Source organism: Mycobacterium sp. 852002-40037_SCH5390672 (assembly GCF_001665875.1).
In the GTDB taxonomy this organism is placed as follows: domain Bacteria; phylum Actinomycetota; class Actinomycetes; order Mycobacteriales; family Mycobacteriaceae; genus Mycobacterium.
This window is the reverse complement of record NZ_LZTA01000086.1, coordinates 73,797-95,594: the sequence shown is the minus strand read 5'-3', so window position 1 is coordinate 95,594 and position 21,798 is coordinate 73,797. Positions and strand designations below refer to the sequence as shown.

Here is a 21,798-nt window from a genome sequence, read left to right as displayed (position 1 = left end):
ATTCGTGGGCTCGGAGATGTGTATAAGAGACAGGGCGGGGTTGACGGCGTCGCGGTTTGTGGCGTGTCCGTTCGGGGGTCCGGGATCGCGGATGTATCGGACCGGGGATCTGGTGTGTTGGGGTGGCGATGGGCAGCTGCGTTATCTGGGCCGTGCCGATGAGCAGGTCAAGATTCGCGGCTATCGCATCGAACTCGGCGAGGTCCAGGCGGCGCTGGCCGCACTCGATGATGTCGATCAGGCGGTGGTGATCGCCCGCGAGGACCGTCCCGGTGTCAAGCGCCTGGTGGGCTACATCACCGGGACCGCCGACCCGGGTGAGGCGCGCACCGCCCTGGCCGAGCGGTTGCCGGGCTACATGGTTCCCGCCGCGGTGGTCGCGCTCGACGCGCTCCCGTTGACACCCAACGGCAAACTCGACGTCCGCGCCCTGCCAGCGGCGCAGTACACCGGCAGCGGATACCGGGCGCCGTCCACCGCCACCGAGGAGACCGTGGCGGCCATCTATGCCCACGTGCTCGGCGCCGAGCGGGTGGGGGCCGACGACTCCTTCTTCGATCTGGGCGGTGACAGCATCTCGGCGATGCGTGTGGTCGCCGCGATCAACGCCAGGATGGGCGTTGACCTGGCAGTACGCACCCTTTTCGACGCGCCGACCGTCCGGGGATTGGGTGAGCGGCTGCAGGCCGAGGCAACCGATGCCGACGAGGTGGTGCCGGTACAGACCCTGAGGAAGGGTTCCGGCATACCACTGTTCTGCATCCACCCGGCGGGCGGGGTGAGTTGGCCGTATCAGGTTCTCGGGCGGTATCTCGACTGCGCGATCTTCGGCATCCAGCAAATCCCACAGTCCGATGAAGCCGCGCCGCGGTCCATCCGCGAATTGGCCGAGGACTACGCCGACCGGATCCAAGGCGTCTATCCAGACGGGCCCTACAACATCCTGGGCTGGTCGTTCGGCGGGGTAGTCGCCCACGAGATCGCCATCGAGCTGCAGCGCCGCGGCCGCGTGATCGGGCGCCTGATCCTCCTCGACGCTCAACCCAGCATCGACGACGGCATCGCCCTGCCCGAGCACGCGCTGGGCGAGCAGCAAGTGCTCGACGATGTGCTGCGGGCCTACAACGTCAGCATCGACGCGCAGACCGGTCCGCCGACCGATGAGCAACTGGCGGAACTCCTGCGCGAATCGGGGATCGCGGACATCTCGCGGCACCAGCGGCTCGTCGATCTGCTGGCCGGAAACCTCAATGACAACATCGAGCTCTACCGGCTGCACGAACCGCGGCTGTTCGACGGTGACATGTACGTCTTCTCCGCGGTGCGGGACCAAAGCGATCGCGGTTCGCTGCTGGTCCGATCCTGGGAGCCCTATGCCTCGGGCGACGTGCTCACCTACGGGGTCGACTGCACGCACAACGAGATGCTGACCGTCAACTCGGTTGAGAAGTTCGGGGAACAGCTCCGGCATCTGGTCCGCGCGGAGCGTCGTCGCGAACTGGCCCCGCACGAACGATTCAACGCGGCGTCCGGTGACGACGAGCCGCCCGCCAAGTCATGAGCGATCTCGCCGGTGCGTTGCGATGGTGCGATCCAGTTCACACATCCGCCGATCGCGGTGATCACCATGCGTGGATCGCCGCCGTACGTGCGCCGTTGCAGCGCTTTTGGCGGAGCTCACGCGCGCTTCGATTCGGGCAACGGTAGGGTCGAAGGCGTGTGCGGAGTCACCGGGGAGGTACGACTCGACGGGCAGGCGCCCGATGTAGCGGCGGTCTCAGCGATGGCCGCGGTGCTGACACCACGGGGCCCGGATACGGGCGGCGCCTGGTCACAGGGCCGGGTTGCGCTTGGCCATCGTCGCCTCAAGATCATTGACCTGACGGAAGCCGGCGCCCAGCCGATGGTCGACTCGGAGCTGGGTCTGTCGCTGGCCTGGAACGGCTGCATCTACAACTACAAGGAGTTGCGAGAGGAACTGCGCGGGTACGGCTACCGCTTCTTCTCGCACAGCGACACCGAAGTTCTGATCAAGGCCTACCACCGGTGGGGCGACGACTTCGTCAGCCATCTGTTCGGCATGTTCGCCTTCGCCATCGTCGAACGCGACAGCGGGCGGGTGCTGCTCGGGCGGGACCGGCTGGGCATCAAGCCGCTGTATCTGACCGAGGACAGCCACCGGATCCGGTTCGCGTCGACGTTGCCGGCGCTGCTCGCCGGCGGTGGCGTGGACACCCGGATCGACCCGGTCGCCCTGCACCACTACATGAGCTTCCACTCGGTGGTGCCCGCGCCGAACACCATCCTGCGGGGCGTTCGCAAGGTGCCGCCCGCCTCGCTGGTGGCCATCGAACCGGACGGCAAGCGCACCGTCACCACCTACTGGGCGCCGGACTTCACCCGGCATGAGGAGCGCGCGGATTGGTCGGAGCGCGACTGGGAAGACGCCGTGCTGTCCACGCTGCGCTTGGCGGTCAAGCGCCGCCTGGTCGCCGACGTGCCGGTCGGTTGTCTGTTGTCCGGGGGCGTGGATTCCAGCCTGATCGTGGGTTTGCTCGCCGAAGCCGGCCAGCACGGATTGGCGACCTTCTCCATCGGCTTCGAGTCGGCGGGTGGCGTCAAGGGCGACGAGTTCCAGTACTCCGACATCGTGGCGCAGCGCTTCGAGACCGACCACCACCAGATCCGCATCGAGACCGACCGGATGCTGCCCGCGCTGGACGGGGCCATCGGCGCGATGAGTGAGCCGATGGTGAGCCATGACTGCGTCGCTTTCTACCTGCTCAGCCAGGAAGTCGCGCGGCACGTGAAGGTCGTGCAGTCGGGCCAGGGCGCCGACGAGGTGTTCGCCGGCTACCACTGGTATCCGCCGATGGGCGACCCCGCCGCGGCCACCCTGGACGGTGCCGTCGCCCGATACCGCGGCGCCTTCTTCGACCGCGACGCGGCCGGGGTGCAGGCGCTGGTCGGATCGGGCATCGTGGCGCCTGGGGACCCCAGCCTGCGGTTCGTCACCGAGCACTTCGCGCAGGCCGGTGCCGAAACCGGCATCGACCGGGCGCTACGCCTCGACACGACGGTGATGCTGATCGACGACCCGGTGAAGCGGGTCGACAACATGACGATGGCGTGGGGCCTCGAGGGCCGGGTTCCGTTCCTCGACCACGAGTTGGTCGAGCTGGCCGCGACCTGCCCGCCGGAACTCAAGATCGCCCACCAAGGCAAGGGCGTCCTGAAGCAGGCTGCGCGACGGGTGATTCCCTCGGAGGTCATCGACCGACCCAAGGGCTATTTCCCGGTCCCGGCGTTGACGCACCTGGAAGGCCCCTACCTCGAGATGGTCCGCGACGCTCTCTACGCGCCCACCGCCAAGGAACGCGGCCTGTTCAACACCGACGCGGTCGACGCGCTGCTGGCCAACCCCAACGGCAAGCTGACCCCGCTGCGCGGCAACGAGCTCTGGCAGATCGCGCTGCTCGAGCTCTGGTTGCAGCGTCACGGTGTCACCGGCCCGGTTGCATGACCATGGTCGATCCGTCCGGCGACCACACCGAGGCGATCACGCTCGGTCTGCACGACGCCTCGCCGCAAGAGCTGGTCGACGCGATGGCCAAGGATGTCGAGCTCGAATTGGGTTGGGGTCGGCTGATTTTCGGGCAGACCTTCGCCAATTCCCAGGAACTGGTCGAGGCGCTGCGGCGCGAAGGTCCCGGGCGCCGCGACATCTGCATCTACGCCCGCGAATCGCACGTGGTGGTCTCCGAGGCGCCCACCGAACTTTTCATCGACCCCAGCCACACCTACCGGCTGCGTTTCACCCCGCAGACGAAGAACCTGACGCCGGCTCCGCTGGGCGTGACGGTGCGCACGCTCAACGACCCGATCGATGCCGACGCCATGAACCGCGTCTACGTGCGCTGCGGCATGGTCCCGGCCGGGGTCGACGTTATCTGGGACAACCACCAGCACGTGCCGGCGGTGAAGTATCTGCTCGCGGTGCGCGACGAGGACGGCGCCGTGGTCGGCACCGTCACCGGCGTCGATCACGAGTTGTTGTTCAACGACCCGGAAGAAGGGTCGAGCCTGTGGACCCTGGCGGTCGATCCGGCCGCCGGCCTGCCCGGTGTCGGCGGCGCACTCACCAAGGCGCTGGCCGAGCACTTCCGCAGCGCGGGCCGGGCCTACATGGATCTGTCGGTGGCGCATGACAACGCCGCCGCCATCGGCCTCTACGAGAAGCTGGGTTTCCGTCGCGTCCCGGTGCTGGCGATCAAGCGCAAGAACGCGATCAACGAGCCGCTGTTCAGCCCCCCGCCCGAGACGGTCGACGACCTCAATCCCTACGCCCGGATCATCGCCGACGAGGCGCTGCGCCGCGGGATCTGGGTCGAGGTGCTCGACGCCGAGACCGGAGAGATGCGCCTGACCCACGGCGGCCGCAGCGTCATCACCCGTGAATCGCTGTCCGAATACACCTCGGCGGTGGCCATGTGCCGCTGCGACGACAAGCGACGGACGCGGCGTCTGGTCTCCGAGGCCGGCATCACCGTGCCGCGGGCACGGCTGGCCACCTTCGACGAGAGCGATTTCGCGTTTCTCAAGGAGGTCGGCGAGGTCGTCGTCAAACCGACCCGTGGCGAGCAGGGCAGGGGCATCACCGTCGGGGTTGTCCCGGACAACGGTCCCGACGATCTCAGCTCCGCCCTGGCGCGCGCCCGCCAGCAATACCCGGACGTGCTGATCGAGCAGCGGGTGACCGGCGACGACCTTCGGCTGGTGGTGATCGACGGCCGCGTCGTCGCCGCCGCGCTGCGGATGCCTCCCGAGATCATCGGCACGGGGGAGCACAGCGTGCGGGACCTGATCGCGGCCGAAAGCCGGCGGCGCTCGGCGGCCACCGGTGGAGAGTCCCGCATCCCGCTCGACGACCTGACCGAGTCGACCGTCGCCGAAGCCGGCTGGAAGCTGGACGACGTGCTGCCGCAGGGAACCCGGCTGCGCGTCCGCCGCACCGCCAACCTGCATCAGGGCGGCACCATCCACGACGTCACCGCTCAGGTCAACTCCGAACTCTGTCGCGTCGCGGTGACCGCGGCCGAGGCGATCGGCATCCCGGTGACCGGCATCGATCTGTTGGTGCCCGACGTCACGGGCGCCGACTACGCGTTCATCGAAGCCAACGAGCGCCCGGGGCTGGCCAACCACGAACCCCAGCCCACCGCCGCGGCGTTCATCGACTTCCTCTTTCCCGGTCATCCCGGCCAGCCGCAGGCCTGGACTCCCGAGGAGTCCCGCTCCGATCGCGGCTGACGCCGGCCGGTGCGGCGCCGGTTCGATGCCCGGCTGAGGGCTAGCGACGGGCGCGGGTGGGTAAATCTCTGTCAACCCAGAACGGAGACTGCATGAGTGCGAGCGCGCAAACCAAAACGATTTCGACGCATGTGCCGGCGCGGCTGGACCGGCTGCCGTGGTCGCGGTTTCACTGGCGCGTCGTGGTCGGCCTGGGTGGGGTGTGGGTGCTCGACGGGCTCGAGGTCACGATGGTGGGCAACGTGTCGGCCCGGCTCATGGAGCACAACAGCGGCATCGCGCTGAACCCCGCGCAGATCGGAATGGCCGCGGCGATTTACATCGCGGGCGCGTGTTCGGGGGCGCTGTTCTTCGGCCACCTGACCGACCGCTTCGGCCGGCGAAACCTGTTCATCCTCACCCTCGCAATCTATTTGGTGGCCACCGTCGCGACCGCGTTCGCGTTCGCCCCGTGGTATTTCTTCCTCACCCGTTTCTTCACCGGCTCGGGCATCGGGGGCGAATACGCCGCCATCAATTCGGCCATCGACGAGTTGATCCCTGCCCGCGTGCGTGGTCGCGTCGACCTGGTGATCAACGGAACCTATTGGCTGGGTTCGGCCGCCGGCGCCGGCGGCGCGCTGATCCTGCTGAACACGTCGAACTTCCCGCCCAACATCGGCTGGCGGCTCGCCTTCGGCATCGGCGCCATCCTCGGCATTTTCGTACTCCTCGTCCGGCGCAACGTCCCCGAGAGCCCGCGCTGGTTGTTCATCCACGGCCGTGACGACGAGGCGGAGCAGATCGTCGGCGAGATCGAAGAGGCGGTCCAGCGCGAGACCGGCCGACCCCTGCCCGAACCGCAGGGCAAGGCGCTGCGGATCCGTCAGCGCACGGCGATTTCGTTCCGGGAGATCGCCGCCGTGGCGTTCAAGCTCTATCCCCGGCGCGCGGTCCTCGGGCTGGCCCTGTTCATCGGGCAGGCGTTCCTCTACAACGGCGTCACGTTCAACCTCGGCACGCTGCTCAGCCAGTTCTACGCCGTGCCGTCGGGCATGGTGCCGGTGTTCTTCGTGCTGTGGGCGTTGAGCAACTTCGCCGGCCCGCTGATTCTCGGGCACCTGTTCGACACCGTCGGCCGCAAACCGATGATCACGCTGACGTACATCGGTTCCGGTGTCGCGGTGGTGGCCCTGGCGCTGGTGTTCCTGACCCAGGCCGGTGGTGTCTGGGCCTTCATCGGCGTGCTGATCGTCGCCTTCTTCCTGGCGTCGGCCGGCGCCAGCGCGGCCTACCTGACGGTCAGCGAGATCTTCCCGATGGAGACCAGGGCGCTGGCGATCGCCTTCTTCTACGCGATGGGCACGGCGATCGGCGGTATCACCGGCCCGCTGCTGTTCGGTCAGCTGATCAACTCGGGCATGCGCACCGAGGTCGTCTGGTCATTCCTCATCGGGGCGGCCGTGATGGCGGCGGCCGGCCTGGTCGAACTGTGGCTGGGCATCGCCGCCGAGCAGCGCCCGCTGGAGGAGCTGGCGTTGCCGTTGACCGTGGAAGAAGCTGAGAGCCAAGAAGATTCGGCACCGGCGACAGATTGAGCCGAACTAGATCAGCCGTACGCGTCCCACCACGTGTGCAAGTCTTCGACGGTGGCCGGGTCCCCGGTGACGTCGCTGAGCATGAGTCTGGCGTCGTTGGACCAGATCACGTTCGGGTGGTTGTTGTAGGTGCCGCACGCGATCAGGCCGGCCATGTCGTTGGGGGTCTCGTCGTAGTGCCAGCTGACGGGTGAGCGTCCCTCGCCGGGGCAGTTCACCAGGCTGACGTTGCCGATGTCGTCGTTGAAGGCCCGCTTCAGCCGGTCGGGCGTGGGAAACAGCGCGTAGGTGGCCCGGGCCGGGCCGCCGGGCTGGGTGTTCTGTCCGCAGGTCACCATGGCCGCCGCGGTCACCCAGATGCTGCCCGACTCGGGAGTGGCCGGCGTGCAGGTGCCGGGCAGGTAGCCCGGCGGGAGCAGGCTGATCAGCCGAGCCTGGTCGCCGCTGGGGGCGGCGGCGGACGGCGGCGCGGTCTTCCCCGAACTGACCCGGTGCTGCCTCTGGCTGGTCGGTGTGAGCACCAGCCACACGCCGACGGCCCCGATCGCGACGGCGACGACGGCCGCGGCGGCCACCATCGGCCAGCGGGTACGGCTGCGCCGCGGCCGCCCGGGTGGGCTGATCGCGACGTCGGCCCCGGGCGGCAGGAGAAGGGCGTTCAGCTCGCCCGAGGTGTCGCTGCGCTGCAGGATCGTCTCGGCGCGCTCGCGCTCGGGGCTGCTCAATGCCTTGTGCGCGGCAGCCGCCAGGGCACCGGCGGTGGCGTAGCGCTCGGTGGGGTCCTTGGCCATTCCCGCCGCGATCACCGCGTCGAACGCCGGGCTCACGCCGGCGCCATGCACGCTGGGCTTGGGGATGGGCTGCATCATGTGCGCGGTGACCAGCATGCCGGTGCTGTCGGCGCCATACGGCGGCGCCCCGGTCAGGCATTCGTAGAGCACGCAGGCCAGCGCGTACACGTCCGCGCGGGAAGTCACCTCGTCACTCGAAAAGCGTTCGGGCGCCATGTATTTCAACGTTCCCACCGCGGTGCCCAGCTGGGTCAGTTTCTCGTCGGTCTTGGCGCTGGCAATCCCGAAGTCGACCAGATAGGCGAAGTCGTCACCGGTGATGAGGATATTCTGCGGTTTGACGTCTCGATGCGTCACCCCGGCGGTGTGGGCGGCGTCCAGGGCCGACGCGACCTGATGGATGATGGCCACCGCCCGCGGCGCGGGCAGCGGCCCCTCCCGTTCGAGCAGGCTGTCCAGATCGACACCCTCGATGAGGCGCATCTCCAAATACAGTTGGCCGTCGATTTCGCCGTAGTCGTGGATCGGCACCACGTGCGGCTCCAGCAGCCTGCCGGTGATGCGGGCCTCACGCTCCATTCGCTTGCGGAACACCGGATCCTGGCTGAACGTGTGTGACATCAGCTTCAGCGCGACGGTCCACTGTTTGACGGTGTGCTCGGCTTCGTAGACCTCGCCCATTCCGCCGCGGCCGAGCAGGCGCTTCAGGCGGTACGGACCGAACATCGTCCCCGACCGCGACCCCTGCGCGTCGCTCATCGCTGACTCCAATCAACTCACAACGCCACGGCAAGAGCGGCGGTTCGGCCCCACCGATCGCACCGCAGGAAAAGTACAACATCCCCCTGCGCGCCGACCGCGGCTCGCCCGGGCGTGCGGCCCCGGTTGGGCCGCTTCACTATCCGGTGAGTTTCGTCAGCCACGCCGGATTCTGGTAGTTCACGGCCGTGCTGCCGTCCCACACGAACGGTGTGGAGTTGGCGTTGTCTCCCGACAGCGACGAGTAGCCGTTCGCCGCTTTAACCTTGGCCGTGCCGACGTCATCGCCGGATTTGATGCAGGTGACGGCGCCGGCGCCGGCGCCGACCGTCTTGGCCAATTGGGCGAGCTCGCCATCGGTGCGGTCTTCGGCGGCGCCCTCTTGCGGCTGAAAGTTGCTGGCGAACAGGTTCGAATAGAAATCGGCGTAGAGCTTGGGGTCGTTCTGCCCGGCGACGCAGTAGGTGGCCGCCACCGCGCGAGTGGAGTAGTCCTGGCTGTGCGATTTGTCGTCGAGGAAGTTGAGCAGGTGGTAGCGCACGGCGAGCTTCTTGTTGTTCACCGCGGCGTCGATGTCGGTGGCGTTCGACCTGATGAAGCTGCCGCACGGCGGGCAGATGGGCTCGTTGAAAATGTCGATCGTGGTCTGGGCCGCCGAACTGCCCACGAACACGCCGTCGTCGAGGACCCGCAGCGCGACGGCATCCGGCGGTGGCGCAGGCGGGGCCGACGCCGGCCCGGGCTTCGGTTCCCAGGGGCGGACGGCGACGAGGATCACCCCGATGAGAACCACCGTGACGGTGGCGGCGACACCGACCCAGAGCCACGGCTTGCGGCTGGCACGCGGCGGCTGACCCCAGGGCGGTGTGGCGCCACCGGCATTCGTCCAGACCGGAGGGCCGCCCCACGCCGTGGGCTGCAGCCCCGGTGCGCCGGAAGTCAGCGGCTGCCCGGCCAAGGGCGCGGGCCAGGCGCTGACCGGGGGAGGTTGCGACACCGGGGCGGGCGGCCCGGACGCAAAGCCGCCGACCGGCTGGGCGGCGAATGCGGCCGGTGGCGTTGCCATTTGGCTGCGCTCCAAGATGTCGGTGGCCCGGTCTTGGTCCGGTGCCGCCAGCGCCCCATAGGCGGCCGCCGACAGGTCACCGCAGGTGAGGTAGCGATCCGCGGGATCCTTCGCCATGCCGCGGGCGATCACGCCGTCGAAGGCGGCGGGGATGCTGGGCCGCGTCGCGCTCGGACGCGGGATCGGCTGGTGTACGTGTGCGCCCATCACGCTGAGCTGGTCTCCCGTGTAGGGCGGGGAGCCGGTCAGGCACTCATACAGCACGCAGGCAAGAGCGTAGATGTCGGCCTTCTGGGTTATTTCGGAGTCGCCGAACCGCTCCGGGGCCATGTATTTGGCGGTGCCCACGGTGGTGCCGAATTGCGTGAGTTTCTCGTCGGATGTGGCGCTGGCGATGCCGAAATCGACCAGGTACGCGAAGTCGTCGGCACTCACCAAAATGTTCTCCGGCTTCACGTCTCGATGCAGGATCCCGGCCGCGTGGGCGGCGTCGAGTGCCGAACCAATTTGGCGGACAATCGCTATCGCCCGCGGCGGGGATATGGGTCCGTAGCGCTTCAGCATGCCGGCCAGGTCTTTGCCGTCGATCAGCCGCATGTCCACGTAGAGCTGGCCGTCGATCTCGCCGAAGTCGTGGATCGGCACGACGTGCGGTTCGTGTAGCCGCCCGGCGGTGCGGGCCTCGCGCTGCATCCGCGAGCGGAAGACGGGATCGTTGGACAGGGTCTGCGACATCAGTTTCAGGGCCACGATGCGCTCGCGCACCGTGTCCTCGGCCTCGTAGACGTCCCCCATGCCGCCGCGGCCGATCAGCCGCCGCAGCTGATACGGCCCGAATTGCGTACCCTCCCGCGAATCGGCGGTCGCGTCACCCATCGAAGACTCCTCACCCGCCAGCCGTGCGCCGCAACCGACAACTGGCGGCCTCGCGCACCCGGCCAGCGACTGCACCGAATCCGCGTATGCGGTGGCATGCAGGCATAAGGCTAAGGTTTCCGCGACCGCGCGGCACGGTGAATAGCGAAAGCCAGCTAATTCGACGGCGCGCGATTAACGGTTGTCGTCGTCACCGGTGGCGCGTTCGGTGAGCCCCTCTCGGGACAGCGCACGAACGAAACCGTACGCCTGCATCCCGGCCGGACCGGGATTGTCGAAGATCCATTCGTTGATTTTTTCCAGCGCATTGGCCAGGTCGTCGCGCTTGACCCGCACCAGGTAGGTCTTTCGGTCGTCGTCGGGATCCTCGATGGACCCGGCAACCGCGACAGGGTTCTTGAACGCGTACGCGATTCCGTGCACCGCATCGTGGTTCAGCGCCCAGTGAATTTCACTGGGACGCAGTCGGTTCACCGCCAGATTACGGTAGTCGTGGTCGTCGTCTGAACTGCTCACCTGGCCGGTGATCCTTTTCTGTGGGCACTCGAGAAACTGGATAGCGATCAATTGAAGGGGTGTCGCGGGAAGCGATCCGCTCAGCGTTCAAACCGGGCATTTTCATCATAGGAAGAGCTGTCGTCGGCTGCATGCCGAGCGCTTTCGTACCTCCGCATTCCGGCGAGGTGTGGCCGGGCTCAGCGGAGATATCTCAAAAACAGATAGCCGTCGCAGACCAACGCGTGCTCGAGGCTCATGGTGACCGGTGTGGGCAGCCGCGCCGGGTGCAGCCGGTGGCCCACTGGTTGGCTGGCCGCCAGTTTGGGGGCAAGCGTCACGCAGATCTCGGTGACGGCGTCGGCTTCCACCAGCTCGTCGAGCAGTGTCGGTCCGCCCTCGCACAGGATGCGGTGCATGCCGTGCTCACGCAGCATCGCGACCGCGCGGGAGACGTCGACCGAGTCTTCTCCGGCGACCAGGATGTGTTGCCGGTCGCCAAGGTCATGCCGCGCCGCGGTTCGCGCGCAGGTCACCAGGATCGGCGGCTGGTCCGGCTTGCTGAACAGCCGGGCCGGTAGTTCACCGCTGCGGCTCACGACGGCGATCGGCGGTGGTTCGGCTCGCCCTTCGTGGTGTCGTCTGGCCCGCGCCGCATCGCTGAGCGCTACCGGGCCATAGTTTTCGGCGCGCGCGGTGCCGGCACCGACCAGCACGACGTCGGCGAGGCCGCGCAGGATTCGCAAAAGCCGCTGATCGGTAGGGCATGACAGCGGACCCGCGCGACCGCCGAACGCGGCGGCACCGTCGGCGCTGAAGATCATGTTGGCGCGCACGCCATCCGGCGGATCGGCGTAGAAAGGTGCGAGTTCGACGATGCTGGGGATGGCGCTGATCCGGGGCGACTCGGTCACGCCTAGGCCTCGTGGCCGGGCTGCAGCTGTCGCACGTCGCCGAATGACACCCAACTTTCCAGTTCGGTTGGCGGTCTGCCGTCGACCGGCGCCAGCAGGTGCCCGACATGGTCGCCCAGGGTGAAACGGTCCAGGACCTCGCCGACGAACCATGCGGCTGCGTCGTCGAGGATGGGCATCTGTTCGGGGCCACGGTGCCAGGAACAGCGGTCGAACTTGTTGACCTCGTCGCTGGTCTGACTGCCGAAGAGCTCCACCACGTCGAGGTGTTCGTGGTCGAACACGTGTACGGCCAGGTGGGAGGCGTCGTGGGCGATCCGGAAGGTGTGGTTGCGCTGAGACAGGCCGACCAGAAATCGGGGCGGGTGGATGCTGGTCTGGCTGGCGAAACCGACCAGGCACCCTGCGGGGGTGCCGTTGGCCTGCGTAGTGACCACGAACATCGGATAGTTCAGCAGCGCCACTAGCTTCTCGAACGCTTCGGTTCCCGGGTTTGCCATCCCTCAGTCTTCCCCGTCCCGCCTCCCGGGAATCGCGTTGCCGCGATTTGCTCGGTGGCGGTGTTGGCTCGCCTGCCGCGGTGCGCGCCGACGTCACGACGGATTTGCATTGCGCCGCAACATCATCGAGGCGATGAAACGCCGAATCAGATAGGCGGCAACGCCGATGGCCAGCACCGCCACACCGGACAGCACCGACCACAGCGGCATCGCGACAGCCAGCATCACGCAGCCGAGCAGCCCGATCAGCGGAATGGCCCGGTGTGGGCGGCCCTCATCGGGCCCGAGGGTGACGGCGGAGGCGTTGGCGATGGCGTAGTAGATCAGCACGGCGAACGACGAAAACCCGATGGCGTCGCGAAGGTCGGTGGTGGCGGCCAGGATCGCGACGACGACGCCGATCAGTAGCTCGGCGCGGTGGGACACCCGGAACCGCGGGTGCACCGCGGCCAGCGCGGGTGGGAGGTGGCGGTCCCGTGCCATGGCCAATGTGGTGCGCGAGACGCCCAGGATCAGCGCGAGCAGGGAGCCCAGCGCCGCGACCACCGCGCCCACCTGGACGACGGGGACCAACCAGCCCGTTCCTGCCGCGCGGGCCGTGTCGACCAGCGGGGCGGCGGTCTCGGCCAGCCGGCTCGACCCCAGCACCGAGAGCGCGGCCACCGCCACCAGGGCATAAACGGCCAGGGTGATGGTCAGCGCCAGGGGTATCGCGCGTGGAATGGTGCGCGACGGGTCGCGTACCTCCTCGCCCAGGGTCGCGATGCGCGCGTAGCCGGCGAAGGCGAAAAACAGCAGACCCGCGGCCTGCACCACGCCGCCGATGGTCGCGCCGACCGGGCGCAGCTGATCGGTGCCGGCGGTTGTCGAGGTGAACGCGGCGACGATCACCGCGGCCAGCACGGCCAGCACCGTGGCGACGATGACGCGGGTCAGCCAGGCCGACTTCTGCACGCCGGCATAGTTCACCGCGGTCAGCGCGACCACCGCCGCGACGGCCACCGCATGCGCCTGCGCCGGCCAGGCATAGAACCCGACGGTCAACGCCATCGCCGCGCACGACGCGGTCTTGCCGACGACAAAGCCCCATCCGGCCAGGTATCCCCAGAAGTCTCCCAACCGTTTTCGGCCATAGACATAGGTGCCGCCTGACGCGGGGTAGCGCGCCGCCAGCCGCGCGGAAGACGTGGCGTTGCAGAAGGCCACCACCGCTGCCAACGCCAGGCCCAGCAGCAGTCCCGAGCCGGCGGCGCCGGCTGCGGGTCCCAGTGCAGCGAAAATCCCGGCACCGATCATCGACCCCAGCCCGATCACTACCGCGTCGAAAACCCCGAGGCTCCGGCGCAATTCGTGGTCGGCCGACGGTGTGTTCGCCGGAGTGCTTCCGGACACTGGGTCTCCTGAAAACGCTGAGAACGGAACGCAACCGACGTTGCTTTGACAGCGCCTAACCTATCAAATTGATTTGATGTATTGTGCGGAACTATGGCGGCAGTCAATCGAGCGGTCGTCCCACCGCTGATGCAGATGGCGTCACATCCGCTGCGGTGGGCGTTGCTGAGCGAGCTGGCATCCGGGGACCACCGGGTGCGGGAACTTGCTGCCGCCCTTGGCGAGCCGCAGAACCTCGTCTCATACCATTTGCGACTTCTGCGTTCGGCCGGACTCGTCGATGCGCGCCGCAGTAATTTCGATGGCCGCGACAGCTATTACCGGTTGAACCTGATGCAATGCGCCGCGGCATTCGGCGAGGCCGCCGCCGCACTGCATCCGGCACTGGCGCCGGCACGTCCCACCAAGCCGGCACCGCGGTCGGTGCTGTTCTTGTGCACCGGTAACAGCGCGCGCTCGCCAATGGCCGCGGCGCTGCTACACAAGCGGGGCCGGGGCGCCATTCGCACGACAAGCGCGGGCAGTCACCCCAGACCCCATCTCCACGCCGACGCCATCCGAGTCATGCGCGACGAGTACGACGTCGACATCAGCGACATCCGGCCCCAACCGCTGGCCGCCGTCGCCCGGCGGCGCTTCGACAGCGTGATCACGTTGTGCGACAAGGTCCGCGAACATGCGCGCGAGCACGATCTGACCACCACGGCCCACTGGAGCCTGCCTGACCCGTCTGCGGCCGGCGCGGGATACCCGGAATTCCGCCGCGTGGCAAGCGAATTGAGCAGCCGCATCGACTTCTTCATACCGCTTCTCGGCGTCGGCACTCGTCGGCGGTGATCGTGGCGGTCAACCGGCGCGACTTCTGCAAATGGGGCGGTATCGCGGTGATGGCCGCGACGGGAGACGCCGGCGCCTGGGCGGTGGCCGGGTGTTCGCGGCCCGCGCCAACCGGCCCACCCAACGGAAAGGCCGATTACACACTGCGGATCGGTACCGGGACCGTCGAATTGGCCCCGGGCCGGATCGTGTCCACTCTGACCTACAACGGCCAATTTCCGGGCCCGCTGCTGCGGCTCACCGAGGGTCGGCGCACCTGGGTGGACGTCTTCAACGACACCGATTCCCCCGAGCAATTGCATTGGCACGGGCAGCATCTGGAGGCCGACGTTGACGGCGCCGCCGAAGAGGGAACACCTTACATACCCGCACATGGCATGCGAAGAATTTCCTTTGTCCCCGGCCCGGCGGGCTTCCGCTTCTATCACACCCACGTCGTCCCGCGCGCCGACCTGTCCCGCGGCCAATACAGCGGATTGGTCGGACCGGTCTACATCGAACCCAAACACGACCCCGGCTCCTATGACCAGGAAATCTTCTTGACGCTCAAGGAATTTGAGCCCACATTCAGCCGCGGCGGTGACATGGCCAGCGACTTCCTGGCCGGTGACCAGGATCGGAATCTCAAGGAGAAGGGCGAGTCGGCAATGGCGGCCTCGCTGGGTAGAGGTGAGTCACCCGGCAACGAGGTGGGTTACGGGGCGTTTGCCATCAACGGGCGCATGCTCGGCCACGGCGACCCCCTGCGCGTGGCAACCGGTCAGCGGGTACTGGTGCACGTCCTCAACGGTAGCGCTACCGAAACCCGCAGTTTGGCCCTGCCCGGCCATGCCTTCACCGTCATCGCGCTGGACGGCAACCCGGTACCTACGCGGGCAGCGGTGCCGGTGCTATGGCTCGGCGCGGGCGAACGGATCTCTGCCCTGGTCGACATGACCAATCCGGGTGTCTGGGTGATGGGCGATGTGTCCGACGATGACCGCGGCCGAGGAATGGGGGTGGTCGTCGAATACGCCGGGCGCGTTGGGGATCCGCAATGGGTGGGGCCCGCGCCGGTCACGTGGGATTACCGGCTGTTCGGCACACCCCTGCCGGCGAGCGTTCCACCGCCCGATCACACGATCGAGATGTTGATCGAGAAACGCAACGCCGCCGACAACGGCTTCAACGTCTGGACGATCAACGGCGCACCTTTTGCAATGGACACCAACAAACCCGTGCTCGACATCGAGCGTGGCAAGCGCTACCGGCTGCGTTACCGCAACGCCAGCGACGACCTGCACCCCATGCATTTACACCGGCACACCTTCGAAATCACCCGATTCGCCGGCACGCCGACCGCTGGCGTGCGCAAGGACGTCGCCATGCTCGGCGGCTACCAAAGCATGGAGATCGATTTCGTGGCCGACCAGGCCGGCCTCTCGCTGCTGCATTGCCATCAACAAATCCACATGGATTACGGGCTCATGGTGCTGCTCAACAGCGCCTGATCGCCGAAGACGTCGAATCAATCTCACGCGAGCTCAGGGAGTACGTCGCGCAAGGTTCGGCGTGGCATCGGCTCGCTGCTCACCCCAGGGGCTTGTTCTGGCGAACCCCCCGATACATGCCCCAACGCACGATCCACGGCATCACCACGCGCTCGACCAACCAGGACGGGAAGCGGAAAGCATGGCCGGTGGGCAGGAAGACCTCCAGCCCGTTGGGCTGTATACCCACCAGCGAACCCCACCGCCGCGTCGGCGCCCGGTAGGTGCGTAGCGGCCGGCCGGCGAAGTCGGCGGCAACGTTGCGCGCCACCAGGGCGTCGCCCCGATTCCGGGCGGAGCTGCGCAACGGATCGGTCGCCGCGACATCGCCGACTGCGAAGACTCCCCGGTGACCGGGCACCCGCAGCTCCGGGGTGACGCGCACAAACCCGCGCTCATCGAGCAGTTCCGGTGGCAGCCAATCGGTGTTGGGCCGCACCCGCCCGATCGCCCACAGCACGGCGTCGGCGTGGGCGGTGGGCTGCCCGGTGCTCCAGTGGACCGGTTCGCTGGTCAGTTCATCGCCCGCGAAACCGTCGGTCACCACCGCGCGGTGTCCCGGGTGCACGCCGACGCCCAGCTCGGTCAGCCGGCTGCGGATTCGCTGCCAGATCCGCGGATGGTGTCCCTCGAGAGCCGACTCGCCGGGAAAGTAGAGGTCGATTCGCTTGTCCGGCCACGTGGTTGCCATGTTGAGGGCGCTGCTGACCGCCGCCGCGCCGCCACCCACCACGACCACCGACGCGGCGGCGCCCAGCCGGTCGTGCGCGGCGCGCAGTCCCGCGCCGATGTCTGCGGCCGACTGCAAGGTCGGCTGGCGCCAAAAGCCGTTGCTGACCCCGGTCGAGATGATCAGCGCGTCGTACGCCTCGGTGAAGTCCGTCCCGTCTTCGCTGCGGCCCAAGACGGTTTGGCCCGCCAGATCGACGCCGGTCAGCGTTGCCTGCACCGTGCGGACGCCGTCGAGGCGGCGGAACCGGTCGAATGGAATCCAGTAGTCGCGGGCCCAATCGTGCGGACGCGAGAGCCGGACGCCGAGTTCCTGGCCGCTCACCAGCGCGGGTTTGGCCGAAATGCCGACGACGTCGGCATGCCGGGACAGCCGGATCGCCGCGAGGACGCCCGCGTCCCCGAGCCCGGCGACGACGACCCGCTTTCGGTTCATGCCGCTATCCTGCCCTGCGTACATTGCGGACGAGCCGTGGACCGATCCGAGAGCGAGGGAGGCACGTCAGTTGATCGTCTCGCGCAGAACCGGTCACCCGGCGCCGCCGGGGAAGTCCGCAGCGTCGGTACATCCGTGGGTGAGCGCGGCGCTGCGCACCGCGGTGCGTGCGTCGGCCCCTCGTCCCGCCGCGGCCCAGCGCGCCGCCAAGGACTTCGAGAAGGGCCTGATCCCCGCGGTCATCGCCGAGATCCGATGGTCGTTCACCCGGCCGCGCACCTGGCTGATGGGTGTGGTGGCCAACGTGATCTTTGCCGCCGGCTGGTTGCTGGTGCAGCCGCTGACCCCGGTGGGCCATCACCACGATTGGGTGATCCTGGTGGGCACCTACTTCTCTTCGTGGGTCCTCGCCGACGTCACCACTACCAACTTCCTGGGCGCCGACCATTACCGCATCCTTCGGGGTTTATCGGACGGGGTGCCGTTCTGGCGGATCCTGTTGATCAAGAACCTTGCCCTGCTCGCGATCGTCGGGATGCCGACCTTGGCGGCCGCGGTCATGTTGACGTTGTGGCTGGAAACGCCGGCGCGCCTGGGGATTACGATTCCCACCGTCGCGGTGCCCGTCGTGTCCTGGCTGGGCGTCGGCAACCTCATCTCGGTGCTGCATCCGGTGAGTGTCGAGCCGCTGATCCGGCGCTGGCGGCAGCGCGGCGATCTGCGCCGCACCCGCAGTTGGGTGCTGGCCCTGACGCTGCCCTACGCGCTGTATTACGTGGCCGACCCGATGAACGGCGTGGAGCACCGGGTGTTGTGGCAGCAGGCGCCCGCTCTGATCTGGCCGGTGTTCGGCCGCGACACGAAAAGCTTCGTCCACCTTGCCGTCGCCATGAGCGTGTGGGTCGCCGGCAGCATCGCCGCGGTGTATTGGGTGCGCCGGCGCGGGCTGGAGATCCGTTAGGACACCTGGGGTTTGATTTCTTCGATGACCCACTGCGCATAATCGAGGTATGCGTCCACGCCACCCACGACGGGGGCGGGAACGGCGGTGACGGTCACGCCCTGCTCGGCGAGCCAATTCAACCGGTCGACGATTTGTCCCGCGCTCATGCCCGGCCGGTCGCTCGCTTGGCGGGCGACGTGTCCTTCGCCGACCCGATTGGTGCCCAGCCCGTGCATCACCTCGAAATCCCGGCCGTCGTAGGAAGGCCGGGACTTGATGTAGTCGAGTTTCTCGGCGATCTGCTCCGGTGGTGTGAGAAACGGCCACCACCCCGACGCGAACGTGGCCACCCTGCGCAGCGCGGCTTCGGCGTCACCGCCGATCCAAATCGGAAGATGTGGTTTTTGAACGGGTTTCGGCTCGAAGGCGATGTCGGAGAATGACACGTACCGGCCTTCGAATCGGGGTGTGTCGCTGGTCCACAATTCGACGATGGCGGCCAGATACTCGTCGGCGATGCGGCCTCGTTCACCGAAGGGCACTGAAAGCAGTTCGAACTCGCGTGCCAGCCACCCCACTCCGAACGTCACCATCATCCGGCCGCCGCTCATCCAGTCGGCGGTGGCCAGCGCTTTGGCCAGCACGATCGGGTGCTGCAGCGGCAAGATGGTGACGCAGGAATTGATCGCCACGCGCTCGGTGGCGCCGGCGATGAAGGCCTGCGCGGTCGTCGAGTGCAGATAGTGCGGCCCGGACAACTCGACATGGTCGGTCGGGATGACGAAATGCTCGGGCACTGCGATCATGTCGTAGCCCCACCGGTCGGCGCATTGCATCATGCGGCGCTGTTCGGGTCCGGTGACGGCGGCTTCCCAGGGTTGCGTAATCGCCTTGAGGCGCAGCAGGTGCGGAAGGGGGAAGGCGAATTTCATCGGCGTCCCAGCCAGCGGTCCATGTCCTCCAATCTAGGGGTCGGTGTTGTTAACCTTGCGGCATGGACTCCGAAACGGACCCTGCCAGCCAAAAGCTGACCAATGCCACGCTGGCCGCCACCAGCTGGGCGCTGCTGGGCATGATGTCCTACGAAGAGGAAGTCTCGGGCTACGACCTCAAAAAGTGGATCGACTGGAGCGTCGACCTCTACTACTGGAGCCCGTCATACAGCCAGATCTACACCGAGCTGAAGAAGCTGGAGTCGCTGGGACTGGTCACGTCGCGCGTCGAGCGCGACGAGGGCACCCGCAGCCGCCGGCTCTACAAGATCACCCCGGCCGGGATGGACGCCGTCACCGAGTGGACCAATCAGGCGCCGGTGGACCCGCCGGTGCTCAAACACAGTGTGCTGCTGCGGGTTACGTTCGGCCACCTCAGCAACCCGAGCCGGCTCAAGGAACTTTTGCAGGAACATGTGGCGTACGCCGAAGCCAGGCACCGCAAGGCCGTCGAGGACGCCGAGGGGGCCGAGGCCGAACCCGCGTGGGCGTACTCGGTGCTCGCGCTGCGCTGGGCGGCCAAGTACTACGCCGCCGAGCGCGAGTTCGCGTGCGAGATGATCAAGGAGATCGACGAGGCCGACGCGATTCTGCAGAAGGCTCCCAAGGGTGGCTATGGCAAACCGCGCACGACGCCGGGTTATTGGCGCGAGGTCGAGAAACAAGTCCAGGCGAGGCGCGAGGCGGACTAGTCCTGATGGTGGCGACCCGCTTTGCCCGGCTGCGCCGCGCTCGCGATCGCCACTAGTTCTTACGGTGGCGACCCGCTTCGCCCGGCTGCGCCGCGCTCGCGATCACCACTAGTTCTTACGGTGGCGCCCCGCTTCGCCCGGCTGCGCCGCGCTCGCGATCGCCAGGTTCGCCGCCTCCCTCGCCGCGATGTAGCCGTACACCAGTCCCTGCGCGATCGTTGCGCCCGCGCCCGGATACGTCGTGCCGAACGCATTGGCGGCGGTGTTGCCGATCGCGTACAGCCCGGCGATCGCCCCGCCGTCTTCGCGCAGCACCCGCGCCCGCTCGTCGGTCTTCAGCCCACCGCAGGTGCCCAGATCGGATAGCACCATTTTGACCGCGTAAAAGGGGCCGTTGACCAACGGACGCAAGTTGGGGTTCGGCGTGATCGTCGGGTCTCCGTAGTAGCGATCGTAGGCGCTGCTGCCTCGCCCGAAGTCGGGATCCTCACCGGCAGAGGCATTTTGGTTGAAACGAGCCATCGTCGCAAAGAACTCCGACACCGGAACCCCGATCCTCGCGCCCAGATCGGTGAGGTTGTCCGCCCGAGTCGCGATGCCCGCGTCATACCAGGCCTGCGGGATCCTCATCCGCGGAAAGAGTTCGGCGCCAAAGACATAACTGTTGCGGTATTGCTGGTCGAAGATGATCCACATCGACTCGACCGGGCTGCCGGACCGCTCCAGCGCGAGCAACCGCTGCCCGAACGACATGTAATCCGCCGCTTCGTTGGCGAACCGGTGCCCGTTCTGATCCACGATCAGGCAGCCCGGAAGAGATCGCTCGGCCAGCATCACCGCCGGTGCCTTGCCGGGCAACGGTGCGATGGCGGGGAACCACCACGCCTGGTCCATCAGATCGATGTCGGCGCCGATCTCCTGGCCCGCGCGTATTCCGTCCCCGGTATTGGCAGCGGCACCGAGGCTGAGGTTGGCGCCCAACGATTCCGACTGAAATTTCCACCGCATGTCCATGCTGTGGTCGAAACCGCCGGTGGCCAGCACCACGCCGCGCCGCGCGGCGATCGCCACCTCGCGGCCGCCGTGCTCGACGACGGCACCGGTCACCCGTTCGCCGTCACCGGCCAGGCGCACCAAGCTGGTACCGGTCCATACCGGGATACCGGCTCGCAACACTCCGGTGAACAACCCGGCCATCAACCCCTGACCCCCCGCGGCGTAGCGCCGGCCCAGCATGCGGCCCCCCACGCCCTGCGCCAGTCGCTTGCCATAGGTGGGAATGCCCTTGCGCGGCATTCGGGCTACCAGATTCATCCACCGGTAGTCGGCGCCCGTCGTCGGCATCGGGACGGTGACTTCCATCAAGCCGGGCTCCAACCGGGTGCGGTACTGGCCGAGCAGCGACGTGTCGAAGGGGCGGCATTCACAGGTGCGGCCGGCCGCGCTGCCGCCCGGTTCCTCCGGGTGGTAATCGGAATAATCGCGGGCCCAAAACAGCCGCAGCGGCGTGGTGCGGCGCAGCATGTCCACCATCGCGGATACATGCGCCACGAACCCCGCCGACCGCTGCGCGGGCGCCGACCCCGCGACCACCGAATCCAGGTAGGCACCGGCGCGCTCCGCGGTGTCGCCGGCGTTGGCTTCGGCCAGCACCGGGCTGGCCGGCAGCCACAGTGCGCCACCGGACCGGGCGGTCGAGCCGCCCACGTACGACGATTTCTCCACGATCAGCACCGACAGCCCCAATTCGTGGGCGGCCAGCGCCGCGGCCATGCCGGTGCCGGAGCCGACGACGAGCAGGTCAACGGCGGTGTCGGCCACGGGGAGTCTGGCGGGAATCGTCGCGCTGCGCGTCGTCACGGCCACAACGGTAGGCCGAGGCGGCGCGGCACAGAAAGAGCCGTCCTGATCAGTGGAACAATCTGGCCCACGGATCGGTGTGGGGGAGTTGAATCGTGCT

17 protein-coding genes are annotated in these 21,798 nt (G+C 67.7%); 8 read left to right on the top strand and 9 right to left on the bottom strand.

Features of this window, described 5'->3' with window-relative positions:
• The 4 genes from A5782_RS15950 to A5782_RS15935 form a co-directional block, all read left to right on the top strand.
• A partial coding sequence (locus tag A5782_RS15950) for a thioesterase domain-containing protein (RefSeq protein WP_156623971.1) occupies positions 1–1,561 on the top strand: 1,561 nt, incomplete at its 5' end.
• A gap of 156 nt (positions 1,562–1,717) precedes the next feature.
• The gene (locus A5782_RS15945) at positions 1,718–3,523 is read left to right on the top strand and encodes an N-acetylglutaminylglutamine amidotransferase (RefSeq protein WP_067101996.1); all 1,806 of its coding nucleotides are present in this window, start codon (positions 1,718–1,720) and stop codon (positions 3,521–3,523) included.
• Complete coding sequence (gene ngg / locus A5782_RS15940) at positions 3,520–5,310, top strand: N-acetylglutaminylglutamine synthetase (protein WP_067101947.1); 1,791 nt, start codon at positions 3,520–3,522, stop codon at positions 5,308–5,310. Before A5782_RS15945 ends, ngg begins: the two co-directional genes overlap by 4 nt.
• A 92-nt stretch (positions 5,311–5,402) precedes the next feature.
• On the top strand, positions 5,403–6,887 hold the full coding sequence (locus tag A5782_RS15935) for an MFS transporter (protein WP_067101943.1): 1,485 nt from the start codon (positions 5,403–5,405) through the stop codon (positions 6,885–6,887).
• Between the two features lie 11 nt (positions 6,888–6,898).
• Here A5782_RS15935 and A5782_RS15930 read toward each other — a convergent pair whose 3' ends face one another.
• The 6 genes from A5782_RS15930 to A5782_RS15905 form a co-directional block, all read right to left on the bottom strand.
• The gene (locus A5782_RS15930; protein WP_067101939.1) at positions 6,899–8,437 is read right to left on the bottom strand and encodes a serine/threonine-protein kinase; all 1,539 of its coding nucleotides are present in this window, start codon (positions 8,435–8,437) and stop codon (positions 6,899–6,901) included.
• Between the two features lie 139 nt (positions 8,438–8,576).
• Positions 8,577–10,379, bottom strand: coding sequence for a serine/threonine protein kinase PknE (locus A5782_RS15925; protein WP_067101934.1), 1,803 nt, complete (start codon positions 10,377–10,379; stop codon positions 8,577–8,579).
• 174 nt (positions 10,380–10,553) lie between these two features.
• The gene (locus A5782_RS15920) at positions 10,554–10,895 is read right to left on the bottom strand and encodes a hypothetical protein (RefSeq protein WP_067101993.1); all 342 of its coding nucleotides are present in this window, start codon (positions 10,893–10,895) and stop codon (positions 10,554–10,556) included.
• Positions 10,896–11,074: 179 nt separating this feature from the next.
• Positions 11,075–11,788: a pyrimidine reductase family protein gene (locus A5782_RS15915; protein ID WP_067101931.1), complete on the bottom strand. Its 714-nt coding sequence runs from the start codon at positions 11,786–11,788 to the stop codon at positions 11,075–11,077.
• 2 nt (positions 11,789–11,790) lie between these two features.
• Positions 11,791–12,288, bottom strand: a complete 498-nt coding sequence (locus A5782_RS15910) for a flavin reductase family protein (RefSeq protein ID WP_067101928.1) — start codon at positions 12,286–12,288, stop codon at positions 11,791–11,793.
• Between the two features lie 93 nt (positions 12,289–12,381).
• On the bottom strand, positions 12,382–13,680 hold the full coding sequence (locus tag A5782_RS15905) for an APC family permease (protein ID WP_067101925.1): 1,299 nt from the start codon (positions 13,678–13,680) through the stop codon (positions 12,382–12,384).
• Between the two features lie 93 nt (positions 13,681–13,773).
• Here A5782_RS15905 and A5782_RS15900 point away from each other — a divergent pair, with 93 nt between their 5' ends.
• Positions 13,774–14,517 carry a metalloregulator ArsR/SmtB family transcription factor gene (locus tag A5782_RS15900; RefSeq protein ID WP_067101922.1) on the top strand — a complete coding sequence of 248 codons (744 nt, stop codon included), beginning with the start codon at positions 13,774–13,776 and terminating at the stop codon, positions 14,515–14,517.
• A complete protein-coding gene (locus A5782_RS15895; protein ID WP_067101918.1) occupies positions 14,514–16,007 on the top strand; it encodes a multicopper oxidase family protein in 1,494 nt (497 codons plus the stop codon). Before A5782_RS15900 ends, A5782_RS15895 begins: the two co-directional genes overlap by 4 nt.
• A gap of 79 nt (positions 16,008–16,086) precedes the next feature.
• On the opposite strand, the gene A5782_RS15890 is transcribed toward A5782_RS15895, so the two are convergent.
• A complete protein-coding gene (locus tag A5782_RS15890) occupies positions 16,087–17,211 on the bottom strand; it encodes an FAD-dependent oxidoreductase (RefSeq protein ID WP_067101914.1) in 1,125 nt (374 codons plus the stop codon).
• A gap of 70 nt (positions 17,212–17,281) precedes the next feature.
• Here A5782_RS15890 and A5782_RS15885 point away from each other — a divergent pair, with 70 nt between their 5' ends.
• Entirely contained in the window at positions 17,282–18,172 is an 891-nt protein-coding gene (locus A5782_RS15885; protein ID WP_197694245.1) for a hypothetical protein, read from the top strand.
• Here A5782_RS15885 and A5782_RS15880 read toward each other — a convergent pair.
• Complete coding sequence (locus A5782_RS15880) at positions 18,169–19,086, bottom strand: TIGR03619 family F420-dependent LLM class oxidoreductase (protein ID WP_067101911.1); 918 nt, start codon at positions 19,084–19,086, stop codon at positions 18,169–18,171. The genes A5782_RS15885 and A5782_RS15880 overlap by 4 nt on opposite strands.
• A gap of 62 nt (positions 19,087–19,148) precedes the next feature.
• On the opposite strand from A5782_RS15880, the gene A5782_RS15875 reads away from it, so the two are divergent.
• The gene (locus A5782_RS15875; RefSeq protein WP_067101907.1) at positions 19,149–19,838 is read left to right on the top strand and encodes a PadR family transcriptional regulator; all 690 of its coding nucleotides are present in this window, start codon (positions 19,149–19,151) and stop codon (positions 19,836–19,838) included.
• A 108-nt stretch (positions 19,839–19,946) separates the two neighbouring features.
• Here the strand turns inward: A5782_RS15875 and A5782_RS15870 are convergent, their stop codons facing one another.
• Positions 19,947–21,698, bottom strand: a complete 1,752-nt coding sequence (locus A5782_RS15870) for a 3-ketosteroid-delta-1-dehydrogenase (RefSeq protein WP_082942958.1) — start codon at positions 21,696–21,698, stop codon at positions 19,947–19,949.
• Positions 21,699–21,798: the final 100 nt, after the last annotated feature.